Source organism: Cohnella terricola (assembly GCF_007786475.1).
Taxonomy (GTDB): Bacteria; Bacillota; Bacilli; order Paenibacillales; family Paenibacillaceae; genus Cohnella; species Cohnella terricola.
In genome coordinates this window covers 371064-387920 of record NZ_VNJJ01000002.1, presented here as the reverse complement: position 1 = coordinate 387920, position 16857 = coordinate 371064, and the positions used below count along the sequence as shown (strand labels likewise).

Genomic DNA, 16857 nt, shown 5'->3' with positions numbered 1-16857 from the left:
AGGACAAAGGGGGTTCGGGGCGTGACCGATTACTGTGCCATCATTTGGCGCAATACCGTCTGCAGAATACCGCTGTTACGGTAGTAGTCGACGTCGACCATCGAATCCAGGCGAACGATCGCTTGGAAATCGAACGAGCTGCCGTCTTCGCGTTTCGCGCTGACGGTAACCGTCTGACCCGGCGTTACGTCGTTGGACAAGCCGGTAATTTCGAACGTCTCGCGTCCGGTGATGCCGAGCGTTTTCCAGCTTTGTCCGTTAGCGAACTGAAGCGGAAGCACGCCCATGCCTACGAGGTTGGAACGGTGAATCCGTTCGAAGCTTTCGGCGATGACGGCTTTGACGCCGAGCAGGAACGTACCTTTAGCCGCCCAGTCACGGGAGCTGCCGGTGCCGTATTCTTTGCCGGCGATGACGACGAGGTTCGTGCCGCCATCTTGATATTTCATCGATGCGTCGTAGATGGACATCACTTCATCGGTAGGCAGATAAGTCGTTACGCCGCCTTCAGTGCCCGGTGCCACTTGGTTGCGAATCCGGATGTTAGCGAACGTACCTCTCATCATGACCTCGTGATGGCCGCGACGGGAACCGTAAGAGTTGAAGTCTTTGCGATCCACGCCATGCTCGAGCAAGTATTTGCCCGCAGGGCTGTCCGCTTTGATGTTGCCGGCCGGGGAGATGTGGTCCGTCGTGACGGAGTCTCCCATCAGGGCAAGCACACGCGCGCTCTTGATATCGTGGATGTCGCCTGCTTGCGGCGCAAGATCCTTGAAGAACGGCGGGTTCGCGATATAAGTGGACTTGTCGTCCCACTCGTAAAGCTCGCCTTGCGGAACAGGGATCTTGTTCCATTGTTCGTTCTGCGTGAACACGTTCGCGTATTTGGCGCGGAACATGTCCGGAGTAAGCGAAGCGGCAACCGCTTGCTGGATTTCCTCGTTCGTCGGCCAGATGTCTTTCAGATAAACCGGCTTGTTGTCGGCGTCGTGTCCGATCGGCTCTTTCGTCAAGTCGATGTTGACGTTGCCGGCCAGCGCGTAAGCGACGACAAGCGGAGGAGAAGCCAGGTAGTTCGCTTTAACTTGCGCGTGTACGCGGCCTTCGAAGTTCCGGTTACCGGAGAGGACAGCGGCGACGGTCAGGTCGTTGTCGGCGATAGCCGCGCTGACTTCATCCGGCAGCGGACCGGAGTTACCGATACAAGTCGCGCAGCCGTAACCGGCGACGTAGAAGCCCAGTTTTTCGAGGTATGGCAGCAGACCAGCGTTCTTCAGGTAGTCGGTAACGACGAGGGAACCCGGAGTCAGAGAGCTCTTGACGTATTCCGGTTTCGTTAGGCCGCGCTCTACCGCTTTCTTAGCGACAAGGCCCGCACCGATCATAACGCTCGGGTTCGACGTGTTCGTACAGCTCGTAATCGCTGCGATCACGACCGCGCCGGTGCTGAGCTTGCTCGTTTTGCCGTTCGGGTGCTTCACGTCCGCGGATTGATCGATTTGGGCGTCGGTTAAGCCGAAGCCGCCTTTCTCGATCGGCGTGCGGATGCTTTCGTTAAACGATTGTGCCATCGCCGTCAGCTCTACGCGGTCTTGAGGACGCTTAGGACCTGCCAAGCTTGGAACGATCGTGGACAAGTCGAGCTCGAGGACTTCGGTGAAGACCGGATCAACTGTCGCATCGGTACGGAACATGCCTTGAGCTTTGTAGTAGCTTTCTACCAGCTCGATTTGGCTTTCTTCGCGGCCTGTCAGTCTCATGTAGTTCAACGTTTCGCTGTCTACAGGGAAGAAACCGATCGTAGCGCCGTATTCCGGTGCCATGTTGGCAACGGTCGCACGGTCGGCCAGGCTGATGTTGGACAGTCCAGGGCCGAAGAACTCGACGAATTTGCCGACGACGCCTTTTTTACGCAGAATTTGGGTAACTGTCAGCGCAAGGTCGGTTGCCGTAGCGCCTTCGGCCAGTTTGCCGTTCAGCTTGAAGCCAACGACTTCAGGCATTACGAAGTAGAGCGGTTGGCCGAGCATACCGGCTTCCGCTTCGATGCCACCTACGCCCCAGCCGACGACGCCAAGACCGTTGATCATCGTGGTGTGGGAGTCGGTGCCGACGAGAGAATCCGGATATACGTCGGTTACGCCGTCTTTCGTTTTCGTTGCGGCAACGGATGCCAGGTATTCCAAGTTGACTTGGTGAACGATACCCGTAGCCGGAGGAACGGCGCGGAAGTTATCGAACGCCGTTTGTGCCCAGCGAAGGAAACGGTAACGTTCTTCGTTCCGTTCGAACTCGACGTCCATGTTGTATTGCAGGGCGTCGGGGCTGCCGAAAGCGTCGACCATAACGGAGTGGTCGATGACCAGATCGACGGGAACGAGCGGGTTGATTTGTTTCGGATCGCCGCCGGCTTTTTTAACCGTCTCGCGCATAGCCGCCAAGTCGACGACTACGGGAACGCCGGTGAAGTCCTGCAGAACGATACGGGCAGGGATGAACGGGATTTCTTTGTCTTCGCGGCCATTAGTCCAATTGGCCAACTGTTTAACATGCTCTTCTGTGATTCCGCGTCCGTCGAATTGGCGAATCGCCGCCTCGAGCAGCACTTTGATGGAGAACGGAAGCTTGGAGACAGGGCCTGCGCCTTGCTCTTCCAACGCTTGCAGACTGAAGTAACGGTAAGATGTACCGGATGACTGCAGTTGCGCCTGCACTTGATAAGGTAGTTTAGACAAGTGTATAACCTCCTCGATTGTAATCGTGTTGCAGCCGTATTTCCTTGAAAGCGATCATTTCAATTGAGAATGAGTTTCATTCCGTGAAACGCGATTTCAAAAAATACTCTATGGAATAAGTATACCCTGTCGTCGCCGCTCCGTAAAGACGTTTTGGCCGAGTTTTAGCCGATCAGGAGCCTAATTCAAGTCGATTTTCGCAAAGTCATTTCATTAGAATGCCGCATACCCTGACGTTTTCATCCACCGTCGTTTAAGAAAGGGAGGGCGGGTTCTTTTCCAGCACATAGAGAGAGGGTTATTCCTTGCGCAAGGGAATGGGACGGGAGATCGCCTCATAAAATGTAATGGCAAATTCCGGCGTCGCGATGTCGAGAAGCCGTTTGGAGGTGATCTCTATGGCAGGCGAAGATATGGAATGGAAACAAGCGTTGTTCGATTACGTGAACGCGGTGAACGAAGCAGGACTGAATATGAATTCGCGCAGCCTTCGGGATATTCACGACAAGGAGCATCGCGAGCGTTTGAACGAACGGCTTCTTCTGGCAGCGCGCAGAGATAAGCAATGGGGAATCAAGACGGCAAGAAGCGAGATGCGCGTTCGGATCGAAAAGTATCAGACGCGAAAAGACGAGGCGATCGCGGATCTGTCCATCCATCTCGTGCGCGCCATGGAACAACGCGGTCAGCCTTGGTCGGAGGAAAGGGTGGAGAAGGAAAGAGTCCGCTTCGTACGGGCGAATAAAACGTGGAGACTGATCGCGGTCAAGCCGCTCCTCGGAGAGAGACCCGCGGAAGATTTCGTTCCCGCGGAAGACGACTTGCACGATCCATGGGATGGGGAGCGGAAAGCTTTTTCTCCAGCGGCGCCGTACATGAATCCGCAGGCGTTGTACGGCTTCAAATCGAAAGTGCTGGCCGGATCGTTTCCGAACGGAGACACTGGTTGGAGCGGCGGTTTCGGCCGCCGAGGCTTGCCGTATAGACGCGAAGCTGTGGTCGCGTATGCGGAAAGATGGTGGAATGAACCGAACCCCGCATACGAGAATTTCGAAGTCAACTGTACGAATTACGTGTCCCAGTGTCTCTTTGCAGGCGAAGCACCGATGAATTATACTGGGAGAAGGCCTTCGGGCTGGTGGTACAAGGGCTATTCGAACAATCAGGAAATGTGGAGCTTCAGTTGGGCGGTCGCGGGCAGCCTTTCGCAGTACTTGGCGAACCCCCGAGCTTACGGTCTAAGCGCCGAGACGGCGTCCGCACCGGAAGCGCTCCGGCTTGGAGACGTCATCTGCTATGACTGGGAGGGCAACGGCCGCGTCGGCCACAGTACCGTCGTCACCGCGTTTACGCCGGAAGGCATGCCGTTGGTGAACGCAAATACGGTAAGCAGCAGGCATCGGTACTGGGATTACAAAGATTCGTACGCCTGGACGGACAAAACACGGTATCATTTTTATCGCATCGCTGACGAATTTTAAATGCGCTTGCGCGGAATTGCGAGCGTAAATGTCGACTTGGTCGGAGGTAAGCATAGTTATGGGGAATAAAATACGCGTCGGTCTCGTCTATGGCGGACGATCCGGCGAACATCAAGTGTCGCTTCAGACGGCGCTGGCCGTGCTGAAGGCGTTTGACTATGACAAATATGAACTCGTTCCTTTTTATATTACGCCCGAAGGGCAATGGAGATCCGGCCCGCTGTTGAGCGCTCCGCCATCCGCGGTTGCGGAATTGCAGTTCGCTCCTTCGGGGGCTGAAGCGGGGGCGGCCGAGACTTCGGTTGCAGTTAGGGGCGGCAATGCGCTATTCCCTGTTCTGCAGGGGATGTCGGAGAAAATGCTGTCGGAAGGCGAGGCTGCGGGTGATGGAAAAGCCGTAGACGTCATGCTGCCGCTGCTTCATGGAACATTCGGCGAAGACGGCACCATTCAAGGGCTGTTCGAGATGGCGAACATGCCGTACGCGGGGGCGGGAGTGTTGGCTTCCTCCGTCGGAATGGACAAGGTCGCGATGAAAACGATGTTCGCGCATGCCGGATTGCCTCAAGTCGGTTACCGTCATTTTATCCGGTTCCAGTGGAAGAAGGAGCGGGAATCGGTACTCGCTAACATAGAAGAGCTTGGTTATCCCTGCTTCGTAAAGCCGGCTAATCTCGGTTCTAGCGTAGGCGTATCCAAGGCGCGGAATCGCGAAGAGCTGGTAGCGGCGATCGAAGAAGCGTTGCGGTACGACCGCAAGGTCGTCGTCGAAGAGTTCGTCGATGCGCGCGAGATCGAGGTCGCCGTGCTCGGGAACGACGATCCTCGCGCTTCGGTGCCGGGGGAAATTTGCAGCTCGAATGAATTCTACGATTATAAAGCGAAATATATCGACGGCAAATCGGTCATGGTCATCCCGGCCGAAATTCCGCAAGAAGTCGCCGACGCAGTGCGCGAGATGGCGATCCGCGCGTTCCGCTCGATCGACGGTTCCGGCCTATGCCGCGCGGACTTCTTCCTGCGCCGGAGCGACGGGGCTCTGTTCATCAACGAGGTGAACACGATGCCAGGCTTTACCCCATACAGCATGTACCCGCTCATGTGGAAAGAGACGGGCGTTTCGTACCGCGAGTTGCTGGATACGTTGATCCAGCTCGCTCTCGAGCGTCACGAGGAACGCCAGTCGATCGACTACGGCGGCGGGGAGTAAGCAAGCGGCCGGCCCGGGCATCCGGGTTCGGCTTTTTCTATGGTGTTTTAGGGCTCAGGCCGAAATAACGGTCCGGGAGACCGCTAATTCGCACGCAGATGGCCAGCGCGTCGAAATAACGGTCCGGGAGACCGCTAAATCGCACGCAGATGGTCAGTGCGTCGAAATAACGGTCCGGGAGACCGCTAAATCGCACACAGAGGGTCAGCGCGCCGAAATAACGGTCCGGGAGACCGCTAAACTTGCTATTTCAAGCCCCGTTTAGTCAGGGCATAACGAGTAATCCGTTGTTCCCCTGATAAGGCTTCTAGAATTCCTTTTTCAACTAGCGAGTGCAACTGTTTTCTGGCGAATTTTGCGTTTTTCCCCAAACAATCGCAAGCCATCGCAACCGTGAACGGGACGGTGGAGCGAGCGGCCAAGCGGACGATTTCCCGTTGGTAAATCGATAGTCCTTGCATCAAGGAACTTTCTTCTCCATACCATGATTCCAACATTCTACGGACATGTTGCTGGCAGCCGAGAGGATTTTCTTTGAGTTTGTCGATGGAAAAGCGTAGAATATTCCACCCGGCCAACCCGATTTCGTTCTGGCGATCCAGCCCGCGCGAGAAGTTATACCTGTCGGCATCGCGGGCGTGCGAACCGAAATCATCGGATTCCAGGCACGTTGGACGGGGAAGACGGAGATAACCGAAATCAAGGAAGTAATGGTTGCCGTTAGCGTCGATGATCTCGTATTCCGGGTGCAAATCGTCCAGATTGCCGACGACAGGCCACCAAGCGTGCTCCAACAAACATTTTTCCCCGAAGCCGTGACGGTGTTTTAACCTGCGCAATCGTTCTCCTGTACTGTGGGCTATATGTTGGTTCAGCCAATCGCGATACTCCGATTCAAATTTGTTCATTGCCGACGATCACTCCCGATAAAAAAATAACCGCCCCGGTTCCCGAAAAGGGATCAGAGGCGGTGTGCTTCACACGCGATATAACGATTATAATCCACGAATGCCGAGCTGTCAGCGGTTATACACATGCGATTTTCGAATCTCATCTTATGCACATGTGGAGAACTGCCGGAATATCCCGACAATTCACAAAACCACCTGAGTTAACCACAAAACGTGGGGAAAACCGCCCCGATTTTGTGGAACAACTTCGACTTTGCGATAAAACTTAATTGTCCACATGTGGAGAAGAAGTCGGAGCGCGCCCCGAACTTTCCCTACACCGTCGGAGAAGGTTATAATTACACAAAGACTACGCCTATACGGGCGACCGAAGAGTGGGAGGCATGTATCATGGGTTTTCAAACCGAATTCAACTCCGTCTGTAAATTCAAATCGGAGCAGGAACTGTACGAGTTGCTGGAATACGGCCGGGGGAAAATGGTCAAAAAACAATTCCGCGTATATCCGACTGGCCAGAAAGTGATCGCCTATTCGCCGGATAATCAAGCGGTAGCGATCGTGCGAATCGTGGCATCCATCGCCGAAATCAATTTTCAGGGCGAAGAAGTGACGCAAGTCGAGATGGAATTGGTGCGCAGGCTGACCGAGGAAGAAGCGAAAATCCAGACGGCGCTTGCACATGAAATGTTCTTTGGTGAGCAATCCTAGAACCCGTAAGCAAGCTGTGGGGGGTTGAAGCGATCGTGATCGTGCGGTTTGGGTACGTCGCCATGTCCATGGAGCTGGAAAATGCCTCGCCTTCGAGAACGATGACGATGGCGAGCTTCTCCAAGCTGGCCGATCGCGAGGCGGGTTTGCGCCGTCTTGAACGAATCGCGGAAGAAAACCTGCAAAACACGCTACGTTTATTGAAGCATAACCGATACTTGGGCGTGCATGTGTACCGAATGACTTCCAAGATCATTCCTTTAGCGACTCACGATGCTCTGAAGGATTGGAACCCTTACCCCGCTTTGGCGCAAGCATTCGCCGAGGTCGGGGCGTTCGTGCGCGAGCAGGGAATGCGGGTTTCTTTTCATCCCGATCACTTTACGGTACTGAGCACGCCGCGCGAGGAGGTTTTCCGCAAGTCAGTTGACGTTCTCGATTATCATGTTCGGATGCTGGAAGCGATGGGGCTTGACGGACAAGCGCTGAACAACATACATGTAGGCGGGAGTTATGGAGACAAAGCGGCGTCCGGACGGAGATTCATTGATCAATTCGCCAAAATCGAACGAAGGATTACTGAGCGGCTGACTTTGGAAAACGACGACAAGACGTTCACGGCGGCCGAGACACTTGCGATCGCGGAGGAAGTCGGCGTTCCGATGGTGCTCGATATCCATCATCATGCGGTGAATCCGGGGGGTGAACAAGCGATTGATTTGTGGCCCCGTATTCTGGCGACGTGGGACAAGCTTCAATGGAACGTCGTGCACGCCGGGACTTCTCAGGTCTTGCCGCCGAAAATCCACGCTTCGAGTCCCAAGAACGCTTCCGATCCGCGAGGCCACGCCGATTACCTCGACATGGAACCGTTGCTCTCTTTTCTGCGGTCCATTTCCAGTACGACTCCGGCAGTCGACGTCATGATCGAGGCCAAGCGGAAGGACCAGGCTTTGCTCAAGTTGATGGACGAATTCCGGGCGTTGGAGGCGGCGGGAGAAGAAGTTCGCGTCCTCGACGGCGGAACCGTTGAATTGCCGTGCTGATAAGGCTGCAAGGCCATGAATTCGTGGTTGCAATCCCTTCTGAAATACGGTACGTTGGAAAATGAAGGGGCTTGTCCGGCTTACGGATGCGAGAAGGCAGCCTCAATCGTGAAGAGGGGGATTTCCGCGAATGAATGGATTGCTTCAAGGCAAGAACATCGTGGTCATGGGCGTCGCCAACGAGCGCAGCATCGCCTGGGCCATTGCGCAATCGCTTGCGTCCCAAGGGGCACGTTTGGTGTTTACATACGAGAACGAACGCGTCGAAGAACGGGTCAAAAAGCTGGCGAATACGATCGAGGGCTCTCTAACTCTGCAATGCAACGTGGCTTCCGATGAAGATATCGAAGCGTTGGCCGCGCAGCTTAAACAAGAGGTTGGCGTACTGCATGGACTCGCGCACTGCATCGCTTTCGCCAAAGCGGAAGAACTAGACGGATTGTACGTGGATACGTCCCGGGCTGGATTCGCCTTGGCTCACGACGTGAGCGTGTACTCCCTAACGGCAGTTGCACAGCGTCTCTATCCGCTTATGACCGAAGGCGGCAGCATCGTGACGCTGACCTATCTCGGAGCTGAGCGCACGCTGCAGAACTACAACGTCATGGGTGTTGCCAAAGCCGCGCTGGAAGCGTCCGTTCGTTATCTGGCCAGCGATCTAGGCCCGAACAACATTCGCGTCAACGCGATCTCGGCCGGCCCGATCCGTACTTTGGCTGCCAAAGGAATCGCGGGCTTTAACACGATCCTGAAGCACGTCGAGGAGAAAGCGCCTCTGCGCCGCAATACCGAAGCTTCCGATGTCGGAGATGCAGCGCTGTTCCTGATGAGTCCGTGGGCTCGCGGAGTTACGGGCGAAGTCGTACACGTCGACAACGGGTATAATATTGTAGGCTAATCTTCCTTGAGATTATCGGGCCTCTTCCGCGACCATCGCGGAGGAGGCTTTTCGTCTCTTCGTCGGGAGCCGGCGCTTGAAATCGCGATGTGACAGTTAATTCCATTCCGAGTAGGGAACAATAAGAGTAATCTCATTAGAAACGGGCGGGGCGAACCGGCTATTTGCGGTCAATCGCCGCAACCGCTTTAACGAAATTTCGTATATGATAATAGAGGGACAACCCGGTTCTTATTATGCAACCGATTTCGAAGATTAGAGGGATGATAGATATGGAAGCCAATCAACCGGAAAGTGTGATCGGCGGCAAGAGCTTTACCGCGGTTGCCGTCAATTGCGCCGCCAAAGCGGGAGAATGGATCAAAAGCAAAATAGGAAGCATAACCCAATTGGATACGAAATATTCGATGCAAGATCTGGTCACCGAAGTGGACAAGGGAGCGGAACGTATGATCCGCAACTTGATCGGCACCCACTTCCCGACCCATTCTTTTCTGGGGGAAGAAGGCGTCGAGCCAGGACCCGAGGCATCGGCCAAAGCTTTGCAGGACGTGAGCAACGCCGAGTATTTGTGGATCGTAGATCCCGTGGATGGAACGACGAATTACGTGCACGGATTCCCGTTCTATTCAGTGTCTATCGCGCTTGCGCATCGCGGACAGGTTATCGTAGGTGTTGTGTACGACCCTTCTAGGGACGAGTTGTTCGTGGCCGAGCGGGGCAAGGGCGCTTACGTGCATGGCCGCAAAATGCAAGTCTCTCAAGAGGCGACGTTAAACCAAAGCCTGATCGCGACCGGTTTTCCAGCCGATCCGCACGTAGCGTTGCCTGCCAATATGAAAGGTATTCAGGCGTTGGCGCCTAAAGTGCGCAATCTGCGAATTGCCGGTTCCGCGGCTTTGCATCTTGCTTATGTCGCCGCGGGCAGACTGAGCGGCTTCTGGGAGATGAACCTGAGCGCTTGGGATATTGCCGCGGGCTCGCTCTTAGTCGAAGAGGCAGGTGGCCGGATGTCGGATACTGTAGGGGAGCCGTATCAGCTTGCTGTGCGCAACGTCGTGGCGACCAACGGGCGCATTCATGGCGAATTGCTCGGCGAGTTGCAAGTGGCAGCGAACACATGAGAAGGCGGTCTTTCGACCATCCTATGGACAAGGGGGCGAAGGTAGTGGAGAAGCACGAAGCCGAGGAATTGTTAGCTCGCAAGTTGACGGAGGAACGGTTGGAGGAGGGGGCTGACGGAGAGGAAGCCGAAGCCAAAGCCGCAAAGCAACTGCTGCCCCGTTGGGAGATTCGCATACAAGCGAAGCTTGATCCCGTGGTAGAAGAGACGCGAGCTTACCGCGCGCTTGCCCGGGAAGTAGACGACAGGTACGAAGGCGTTAAATTGAATCGTTCCGATGAAGAGGAAGAGGATAAAGGGCGTTCCCGGTAAAAGGGGGCGCTCTTTTTATGTAGATGACCTTTCCGCATACAACCGGACCAGCGAGGCTCCTCTCATTGTCGTAAAATGCGACAATGGAGTAGGTGGATTCGGCGAGGCGCCTCTCATTGTCGTAAAAAGCGACAATGGAGTGGGTGGATCCAGCGAGGCTCCTCTCATTGTCGTAAAATGCGACAATGGAGTAGGTGGATTCGGCGAGGCGCCTCTCATTGTCGTAAAAAGCGACAATGGAGTGGGTGGATCCAGCGAGGCGCCTCTCATTGTCGTAAAAAGCGACAATGGAGTGGGTGGATCCAGCGAAGCCCCTCTCATTGTCGTAAAAAGCGACAATGGAGTGGGTGGATCAAGTGAGGCCCCTCTCATTGTCGTAAAAAGCGACAATGGAGTGGGCTGCTCGCATTCACCGCTAATTCTGCGGACCAAACTTGAAGCGAAGATTAATTGTTGACTTAGGCGCGATGGGTTGATATTCTTATACGTAATTGTTACGATTAGTGTTCGGTGGCCGGAGATGTTGTCCGGCTTTCATCTTAATTTCAAATAGTAATAATTACGAATTATGATAGGGAGGTCGCTGTCGTTGCAATTGGTGATGATGAACAACGTCGTTTTCGGGTACGGGGATTCTCCATGTCTGGAAGACGTGAATATAGAAATCCGTTCAGGGGAATTCGTCGCGGTGACCGGACCGAACGGTGCCTCCAAAACAACGCTGCTCAAGCTGATTTTAGGATTGCTGGAGCCGTGGAGTGGAGAAGTCGCCAGAGCACGCAAGAGGGCGGACGGAAGCACACTCGTCGCCGGTTATGTGCCGCAGCAGATCGCCTCGTTTAATAGCGGGTTTCCGAGCAAAGTATCTGAATTTGTTCTGTCCGGTACATACGGGCGGGGATCATGGCTGCGGAGAACGAACCAAGAGGATCTGCGTCTCGTGGAGGAATCGTTGAGGCAAGTCGGGATGTGGGAGCACCGCAACCGGAAAATCGGGGAGCTATCGGGCGGACAGAAGCAACGCATTTGCTTGGCCCGGGCGCTGGCTCAGCAGCCGAATCTCCTGGCTCTGGACGAACCGTCCACCGGAATGGACACGCAGAGCCGTACCGAAATGTACGAGCGGTTGAGCGAGATGGTCAAGCGGAAAGGGCTGACGGTCGTCATGGTCACGCACGAGCTGCCGGACGCCGAGCCGTATCTCGACCGCATCATCAGGTTGGAGAGAAAGGAGGCGATGGGGTGGAAATGCTGCACTACGACTTCATGCAGAGGGCATTTTTCGCCGGCGGGATTATCGCGATGATCGCCTCGGCGCTTGGCGTATATCTGATGCTCCGAAGGCAGGCCTTAATGGCGGATATGCTGTCGCATGTCTCGCTTGCGGGCGTAGCTGCAGGTGCGCTCATGAAAGGAAGCCCGCCGTTAACCGGATTCGCGGTCGCCGTCATCGGCGCGATCGTCGTGGAATATGTCCGGAGATCGTACAAAACGTATTCCGAAGTGTCCATCGCGATCATTATGATCGGAGGGTTATCGACGGCGGTCGTCCTCATGTCGATGAATTCGGGAATCAACCGGAGCTTCTCGTCCTATCTGTTCGGATCCGTCGTCGCGGTAAGGCAGACGGAGCTCATCTTGATCGCCGCCGTCGCGATCGTGGGAGCGTTGTTTTTCTATTTGTTCAGAAAACCACTGTACTTAATGACCTTCGACGAGGAAACGGCCAAGGCCAACGGTGTGCCGGTTCATCTCGTATCGCTGCTCTTCAGTATCGTGACGGGCATGATCGTGGCGGCCGCGATGCCGATCGTCGGCGTGCTGCTCGTATCTTCTCTGATCGTGCTTCCGGCGGCTTTGGCGATACGGCTTGCGCCGAGCTTTAACGCGGCATTGCTGCTGGCCATGCTGATCGGCGTCGTGGGCGTATTCGGAGGGCTGTCGGCTTCATACGGGATGAGCACGCCGCCGGGAGGGACGATCGCTCTGACGCTGCTCGTTATGCTGGTGTCGGGGATGACGATCCGGAAAGCGGTCGCGAAAATCAATAAACTCAGAAACAAGAAAAACGCCGATTCGAGATTGGCAAAACAAACGGAAGATATCGGGGCGCTTCGGCAGGAGAAGCCGATGCTTCACTGATTAAGCAAGGAGAAATAGGGAGGAAATCGAAAATGAAGCGGTTGTATAAAGGATTAGCGGGTATTGCGATTACGGCGTTATTGCTGGCGGGATGCGGCCAATCGAACGAGAAGGCCGACTCGGGCTCGGAAGAAGGAGCAAAAATCAAGGTTGTTGCGACGTTTTATCCGATGGTCGAGTTTGCTAAGCAAGTGGCGGGCAGCCATGCGGAGGTCGTAGGCCTGATTCCAGCGGGAGCGGAGCCTCACGATTGGGAACCTTCGCCGAAAGACATTGCAACGATTCAAGGAGCGGACGTGTTTGTCTATAACGGGATCGTGGAAGGCTGGGCCGAAAAAACGCTGGAAAGCGCGAAAAGCGACAAGCGGATTGACGTGGAAGCGAGCCAAGGCATCGAGCTCATGGATGGCGGGCACGATCATGATCACGAGCATGGGGATGAAGCCGATGAACATGGGGCGGAAGTACATGAAGACGAAGACGAGCATGAACATGAACATGGATTGGATCCGCACGTATGGCTGAATCCTACGCTTGCCCAGCAAGAAGTCCGCAATATCGAAGTGGCGCTGGCCCAAGCGGATCCCGCGCATAAGAACGAGTATCGAGCGAATGCGGACGCCTTCGTCAAGAAGCTGCTGGCGCTCGACGAGAAGTTCCGCAAGGAGCTTAACGGGGCGAAGCGCAAGGAATTCGTTACGCAGCATGCGGCGTTCGGTTATCTGGCGAAAGCGTACGATTTGACGCAGGTTCCGATCGCGGGGCTATCGCCGGATCAGGAGCCTTCTCCGCAGGGGATGGCCGAGGTGGTCGCGATCGCGAAGGAACACGGAGTAAAAACGATTTTCTTCGAGACGCTGGTCGATCCGAAAGTCGCCCAGACGATCGCGAACGAGATCGGGGCCAAGACGGACGTCCTCAATCCGCTTGAAGGATTGACCGACGAAGAGGCCGCTTCCGGGCTTGACTATATCGGCGTGATGACGAACAATCTGGCGGCATTGGCGAAAGCGTTGAAGGAATAAAGAACATACACGGATAGGAGATGCGTTATAATGATCGAAAAAATGGACGGCAAGCTGCCGGTAACAGTGTTAAGTGGGTATTTGGGCGCGGGCAAGACGACGATTCTGAATCATGTGCTGAACAATCGAGAAGGCCTGAAGGTTGCCGTCATCGTCAATGATTTGAGCGACGTGAATATCGATGCCGAGCTGGTCAAAGACGGAGGGGGTTTGTCCCGCACCGAAGAGAAACTCGTGGAGATGTCCAACGGTTGCATCTGCTGCACGCTGCGGGAGGATTTGCTGCGCGAGGTAGAGCGTCTCGCGAAAGAGGGGCGTTTCGATTATGTATTGATCGAATCGACCGGCGTCGGCGAGCCTATCCCCGTCGCTCAGACCTTTACGTATATCGACGAGGAGCACGGTATCGATCTAACGAAGTTCTGCCGGCTCGACTGCATGGTGACGGTCGTGGACGCTTACCGCTTCTGGAGCGATTTCTCGTCCGGCGAGACGCTGATGGACCGCAAGCAGGAGATCGGAGAGGGCGATACGAGAGAAGTCGTTGATCTGCTGATCGACCAGATCGAGTTCTGTGACGTGCTGATTCTGAACAAATGCGACAGGGCCGGAGAGAAAGAGCTCACCGAGCTTGAGAAGGTGCTGAGGACGCTGCAGCCGCGAGCCAAGCTGATTCGGTCCGAGTTCGGACGAATCGAAGCTTCGGATATTTTGAACACGGGATTGTTCGATTTCGACGTAGCGAGCCGCTCGGCTGGTTGGATCCAAGAGATGGAGAAGGAGCACCACGTCCCGGAGACGGAAGAGTACGGCATTTCGTCGTTCGTCTACGAGCGGGTTCGTCCGTTTCATCCGGAACGTTTGATGGAGTGGATGAGCGAATGGCCAGCGGAGGTCGTGCGCGCCAAAGGCATCATGTGGCTCGCGACGCGTAATGAAATGGCACAGAGCTTCAGCCAGGCCGGGCCGTCGATCCAATTCGGCCCCGCCGGTTATTGGGTCGCGACTCTTCCGGAATGGGAGCGGGAAGCGATTCTGCGCGATGACCCGAAGGTCGCTGGGTACTGGGACTCCGTCTACGGCGATAGGGTGAACAAGGTCGTCTTCATCGGCATGTCGATGAACCGACCGGAGCTGATGAGTGAATTGGACGCCTGCCTGCTGACGGACGAGGAAATGAAACTGGATTGGAAGTCGTTCCCCGACCGGTTCCCGAATCAAGTAGAGGTGCAGTTGGAAGAGCAGTTTCAATCGTAATAGGACATAACGAACGGAATAAAAGGAGGCTGTAGGATGAGAGTCATCGTTACTCTAGCATGCACGGAATGCGGGGACCGCAACTATACAGTATCGAAAAACAAACGAACGCACCCGTCACGGCTCGAACTGAGAAAATACAGCCCGCGTCTTAAGAAGCACACGCTTCATCGGGAAGTCAGGTAATCGGTGGGAAGCTTATAGCGGGAACAGGGATCCACTGAGAGGGGGATCCCTGTTTTGTTTGCTTAGTTCGGCGAAACCGAATTGGACGGCGGGTGACGGAGGTTCGGGAGGATGTAGTCAGGCGAAACCGAATTGGACGGCGGGAAATGGAGGTTCGGAGAATGCAGTCAGGCGAAACCGAATTAGATCTCGCAAAACAGAGTTTTTGGAGTGCGCAGTTAGATGAAACCGAATTGGACGGCGGGAGACGGAGGTTCGGGAGGATGTAGTCAGGCGAAACCGAATTGGACGGCGGGAAATGGAGGTTCGGGAGGATGTAGTCAGGCGAAACCGAATTGGACGGCGGGAAATGGAGGTTCGGGAGGATGTAGTCAGGCGAAACCGAATTGGAAGACGGGAGACGGAGGCGGAACCTAAAAAAGCGCGGTCCCGGTAATTAGCCGGTGACCGCGCTTTTTTACTTGCTCGGAAGTCCCGCGAACACGCCGTCCTCCGCGAACAGCGCCTGCTGCAGATCCTCCCAACCGGTCAAGTTGTCATCGACCGTGAGCAAGGTAACATCGGAAGAGAACACATCCGCGAACTCTTCGGCTACGGAAGCGAAGCGAGGGCGGAAGCCGTGTTTGGCCGCGATCGTCTGCGCATCGCCCGTGAACAGATAATCGGCATACGCATTCGCGACCTCGCGCGAGCCGTCGGCGTCTGCGTTGGCGTCGATGGCGGAGACGATCGGCTCCACCGACAACGTAACGGACGGCACGATCACCTCGACTTTGCCTTTGCCCGACGTACCAGCTACCCGCAGCGCGTTGCTCTCCGTCGTTACCCAGACGTCGCCTTCGCCGCCGAGGAATACGCCTTCGGCTTCCGCGTCGTCTTTCGCCAGCTTGCTCACCCGCTCATGGAAGCTGGCGACCGCCGCTTTGGCCGCGGCGGTATCGTCGGCCTGCCGATTCAGCGAATAAGCCCACGGCGCCGCGTAATACCAACGCGCGTCGGAGTCCGTCGCCGGATTAGCCGTAACGATCTTGGCGTCGCCTTGCAGCAGATCTTCCCATTCGGCAATGCCTTTCGGATTTCCGGCGCGTACGACGAACGCGACGGCGGTCGAAAACGGGGAGCTGTTGAAGTCGTAACGCTGTTGCCAGCCTTCTTTAACCAATCCCCCGGTTTGGATCGCGTCGATATCGATTCCTACGCCTAGTATAGCGATATCGGCTTTTAGGCTGCTGCCGATGATGGCGTCCTTCTGCGCTCCGGAGGTCCCGGAGATTTGCTCGATCGTCACCGTTTGGCCGGTGCGCTCTTTCCAATTAGCGATGAACGCGGCATTGATGTCTTCTAATACGGCCGCTGTTCCAGTTGATGTCGCGCTTACGAGGTGCACGGGTTTGGAGTAATCGGATTGCACGGCTGCCTCAGCTTCGGCTGCAGTTTGCTTGTTGTCCGAGTCCGAGCCCGAACAAGCCGTAATCGTCAACGCTGCCAGTGCGAGCACAATTCCGGATAGGGCGGAACGACGCCTCCGGTGTATGTTCTTAAACATGGTTGATCCCCTCTCGATTGAATTCCAATAGGAATTATTGGATATTTTGAAAAGATTGTAGCAACACAATCCATTTGATGTCAATCATTAATTCATAGTTGACAACTAGGAATAGTCTGGAATATGATGGCATTATCCAATTGGATCACGTCATGGAACCGACCGGTAAACCGGAGGACTCCGAACATTGCATTCTGTATGGCCTGTTTTGCAGGGCTGTCGGTTTTGCAGTGTCGGAGTCTTTCGCGTTTATGCTCTTATTCCACCATTAAAAGGA

Annotated in this window: 17 protein-coding genes; 14 read left to right on the top strand and 3 right to left on the bottom strand. The window is 55.2% G+C overall.

Annotation, left to right across the window (positions count from 1 at the left end):
- Nucleotides 1-29: 29 nt before the first annotated feature.
- On the bottom strand, nucleotides 30-2735 hold the full coding sequence (acnA, locus tag FPZ45_RS04905) for an aconitate hydratase AcnA (protein ID WP_144698994.1): 2706 nt from the start codon (nucleotides 2733-2735) through the stop codon (nucleotides 30-32).
- A 398-nt stretch (nucleotides 2736-3133) separates the two neighbouring features.
- On the opposite strand from acnA, the gene FPZ45_RS04900 reads away from it, so the two are divergent.
- Both FPZ45_RS04900 and FPZ45_RS04895 read left to right on the top strand, forming a co-directional pair.
- A complete protein-coding gene (locus tag FPZ45_RS04900) occupies nucleotides 3134-4216 on the top strand; it encodes an amidase domain-containing protein (RefSeq protein WP_144698992.1) in 1083 nt (360 codons plus the stop codon).
- A 58-nt stretch (nucleotides 4217-4274) separates the two neighbouring features.
- Complete coding sequence (locus tag FPZ45_RS04895) at nucleotides 4275-5426, top strand: D-alanine--D-alanine ligase (protein ID WP_144698990.1); 1152 nt, start codon at nucleotides 4275-4277, stop codon at nucleotides 5424-5426.
- Between the two features lie 245 nt (nucleotides 5427-5671).
- Here the strand turns inward: FPZ45_RS04895 and FPZ45_RS04890 are convergent, their stop codons facing one another.
- Complete coding sequence (locus FPZ45_RS04890; protein ID WP_144698988.1) at nucleotides 5672-6334, bottom strand: DNA-binding response regulator; 663 nt, start codon at nucleotides 6332-6334, stop codon at nucleotides 5672-5674.
- A 393-nt stretch (nucleotides 6335-6727) separates the two neighbouring features.
- On the opposite strand from FPZ45_RS04890, the gene FPZ45_RS04885 reads away from it, so the two are divergent.
- The 12 genes from FPZ45_RS04885 (at nucleotide 6728) to FPZ45_RS04835 (ending at nucleotide 15451) form a co-directional block, all read left to right on the top strand.
- On the top strand, nucleotides 6728-7045 hold the full coding sequence (locus tag FPZ45_RS04885; RefSeq protein WP_144698986.1) for a hypothetical protein: 318 nt from the start codon (nucleotides 6728-6730) through the stop codon (nucleotides 7043-7045).
- 35 nt (nucleotides 7046-7080) lie between these two features.
- The gene (gene uvsE / locus FPZ45_RS04880) at nucleotides 7081-8091 is read left to right on the top strand and encodes a UV DNA damage repair endonuclease UvsE (RefSeq protein WP_144698984.1); all 1011 of its coding nucleotides are present in this window, start codon (nucleotides 7081-7083) and stop codon (nucleotides 8089-8091) included.
- Nucleotides 8092-8221: 130 nt separating this feature from the next.
- On the top strand, nucleotides 8222-8989 hold the full coding sequence (gene fabI, locus FPZ45_RS04875; RefSeq protein ID WP_144698982.1) for an enoyl-ACP reductase FabI: 768 nt from the start codon (nucleotides 8222-8224) through the stop codon (nucleotides 8987-8989).
- 272 nt (nucleotides 8990-9261) lie between these two features.
- Nucleotides 9262-10113, top strand: a complete 852-nt coding sequence (locus tag FPZ45_RS04870; RefSeq protein ID WP_144698980.1) for an inositol monophosphatase family protein — start codon at nucleotides 9262-9264, stop codon at nucleotides 10111-10113.
- Nucleotides 10114-10157: 44 nt separating this feature from the next.
- Nucleotides 10158-10424 carry a hypothetical protein gene (locus FPZ45_RS04865; protein ID WP_144698978.1) on the top strand — a complete coding sequence of 89 codons (267 nt, stop codon included), beginning with the start codon at nucleotides 10158-10160 and terminating at the stop codon, nucleotides 10422-10424.
- Nucleotides 10390-10881 (top strand): hypothetical protein, encoded by a 492-nt coding sequence (locus FPZ45_RS25220; protein ID WP_186438235.1) that lies wholly within the window; start codon nucleotides 10390-10392, stop codon nucleotides 10879-10881. Before FPZ45_RS04865 ends, FPZ45_RS25220 begins: the two co-directional genes overlap by 35 nt.
- Nucleotides 10882-11013: 132 nt before the next feature.
- Nucleotides 11014-11730, top strand: coding sequence for a metal ABC transporter ATP-binding protein (locus tag FPZ45_RS04860; RefSeq protein WP_186438234.1), 717 nt, complete (start codon nucleotides 11014-11016; stop codon nucleotides 11728-11730).
- Nucleotides 11667-12566 (top strand): metal ABC transporter permease, encoded by a 900-nt coding sequence (locus FPZ45_RS04855; protein ID WP_144698974.1) that lies wholly within the window; start codon nucleotides 11667-11669, stop codon nucleotides 12564-12566. The genes FPZ45_RS04860 and FPZ45_RS04855 overlap by 64 nt, the downstream gene beginning before the upstream one ends.
- 32 nt (nucleotides 12567-12598) lie before the next feature.
- Nucleotides 12599-13591: a metal ABC transporter substrate-binding protein gene (locus tag FPZ45_RS04850; protein ID WP_144698972.1), complete on the top strand. Its 993-nt coding sequence runs from the start codon at nucleotides 12599-12601 to the stop codon at nucleotides 13589-13591.
- A 30-nt stretch (nucleotides 13592-13621) separates the two neighbouring features.
- Nucleotides 13622-14848: a GTP-binding protein gene (locus tag FPZ45_RS04845; protein WP_281284882.1), complete on the top strand. Its 1227-nt coding sequence runs from the start codon at nucleotides 13622-13624 to the stop codon at nucleotides 14846-14848.
- A gap of 36 nt (nucleotides 14849-14884) precedes the next feature.
- A complete protein-coding gene (rpmG, locus tag FPZ45_RS04840; RefSeq protein ID WP_116065161.1) occupies nucleotides 14885-15034 on the top strand; it encodes a 50S ribosomal protein L33 in 150 nt (49 codons plus the stop codon).
- 222 nt (nucleotides 15035-15256) lie between these two features.
- Complete coding sequence (locus FPZ45_RS04835) at nucleotides 15257-15451, top strand: hypothetical protein (protein WP_144698971.1); 195 nt, start codon at nucleotides 15257-15259, stop codon at nucleotides 15449-15451.
- Between the two features lie 40 nt (nucleotides 15452-15491).
- Here the strand turns inward: FPZ45_RS04835 and FPZ45_RS04830 are convergent, their stop codons facing one another.
- Complete coding sequence (locus tag FPZ45_RS04830; protein ID WP_144698969.1) at nucleotides 15492-16580, bottom strand: sulfate ABC transporter substrate-binding protein; 1089 nt, start codon at nucleotides 16578-16580, stop codon at nucleotides 15492-15494.
- Between the last annotated feature and the right edge of the window lie 277 nt (nucleotides 16581-16857).

Bases quoted from the DNA above. Each gene is read 5' to 3' on its own strand.
- FPZ45_RS04900 (WP_144698992.1), top strand. From the start codon at position 3,134: ATGGCAGGCGAAGATATGGAATGGAAACAAGCGTTGTTCGATTACGTG.
- FPZ45_RS04870 (WP_144698980.1), top strand. From the start codon at position 9,262: ATGGAAGCCAATCAACCGGAAAGTGTGATCGGCGGCAAGAGCTTTACC.
- FPZ45_RS04895 (WP_144698990.1), top strand. From the start codon at position 4,275: ATGGGGAATAAAATACGCGTCGGTCTCGTCTATGGCGGACGATCCGGC.
- FPZ45_RS25220 (WP_186438235.1), top strand. From the start codon at position 10,390: ATGAAGAGGAAGAGGATAAAGGGCGTTCCCGGTAAAAGGGGGCGCTCT.
- FPZ45_RS04850 (WP_144698972.1), top strand. From the start codon at position 12,599: ATGAAGCGGTTGTATAAAGGATTAGCGGGTATTGCGATTACGGCGTTA.
- FPZ45_RS04830 (WP_144698969.1), bottom strand. From the start codon at position 16,580: ATGTTTAAGAACATACACCGGAGGCGTCGTTCCGCCCTATCCGGAATT.
- FPZ45_RS04845 (WP_281284882.1), top strand. From the start codon at position 13,622: ATGATCGAAAAAATGGACGGCAAGCTGCCGGTAACAGTGTTAAGTGGG.
- rpmG (WP_116065161.1), top strand. From the start codon at position 14,885: ATGAGAGTCATCGTTACTCTAGCATGCACGGAATGCGGGGACCGCAAC.
- FPZ45_RS04890 (WP_144698988.1), bottom strand. From the start codon at position 6,334: ATGAACAAATTTGAATCGGAGTATCGCGATTGGCTGAACCAACATATA.
- FPZ45_RS04835 (WP_144698971.1), top strand. From the start codon at position 15,257: ATGAAACCGAATTGGACGGCGGGAGACGGAGGTTCGGGAGGATGTAGT.
- FPZ45_RS04885 (WP_144698986.1), top strand. From the start codon at position 6,728: ATGGGTTTTCAAACCGAATTCAACTCCGTCTGTAAATTCAAATCGGAG.
- fabI (WP_144698982.1), top strand. From the start codon at position 8,222: ATGAATGGATTGCTTCAAGGCAAGAACATCGTGGTCATGGGCGTCGCC.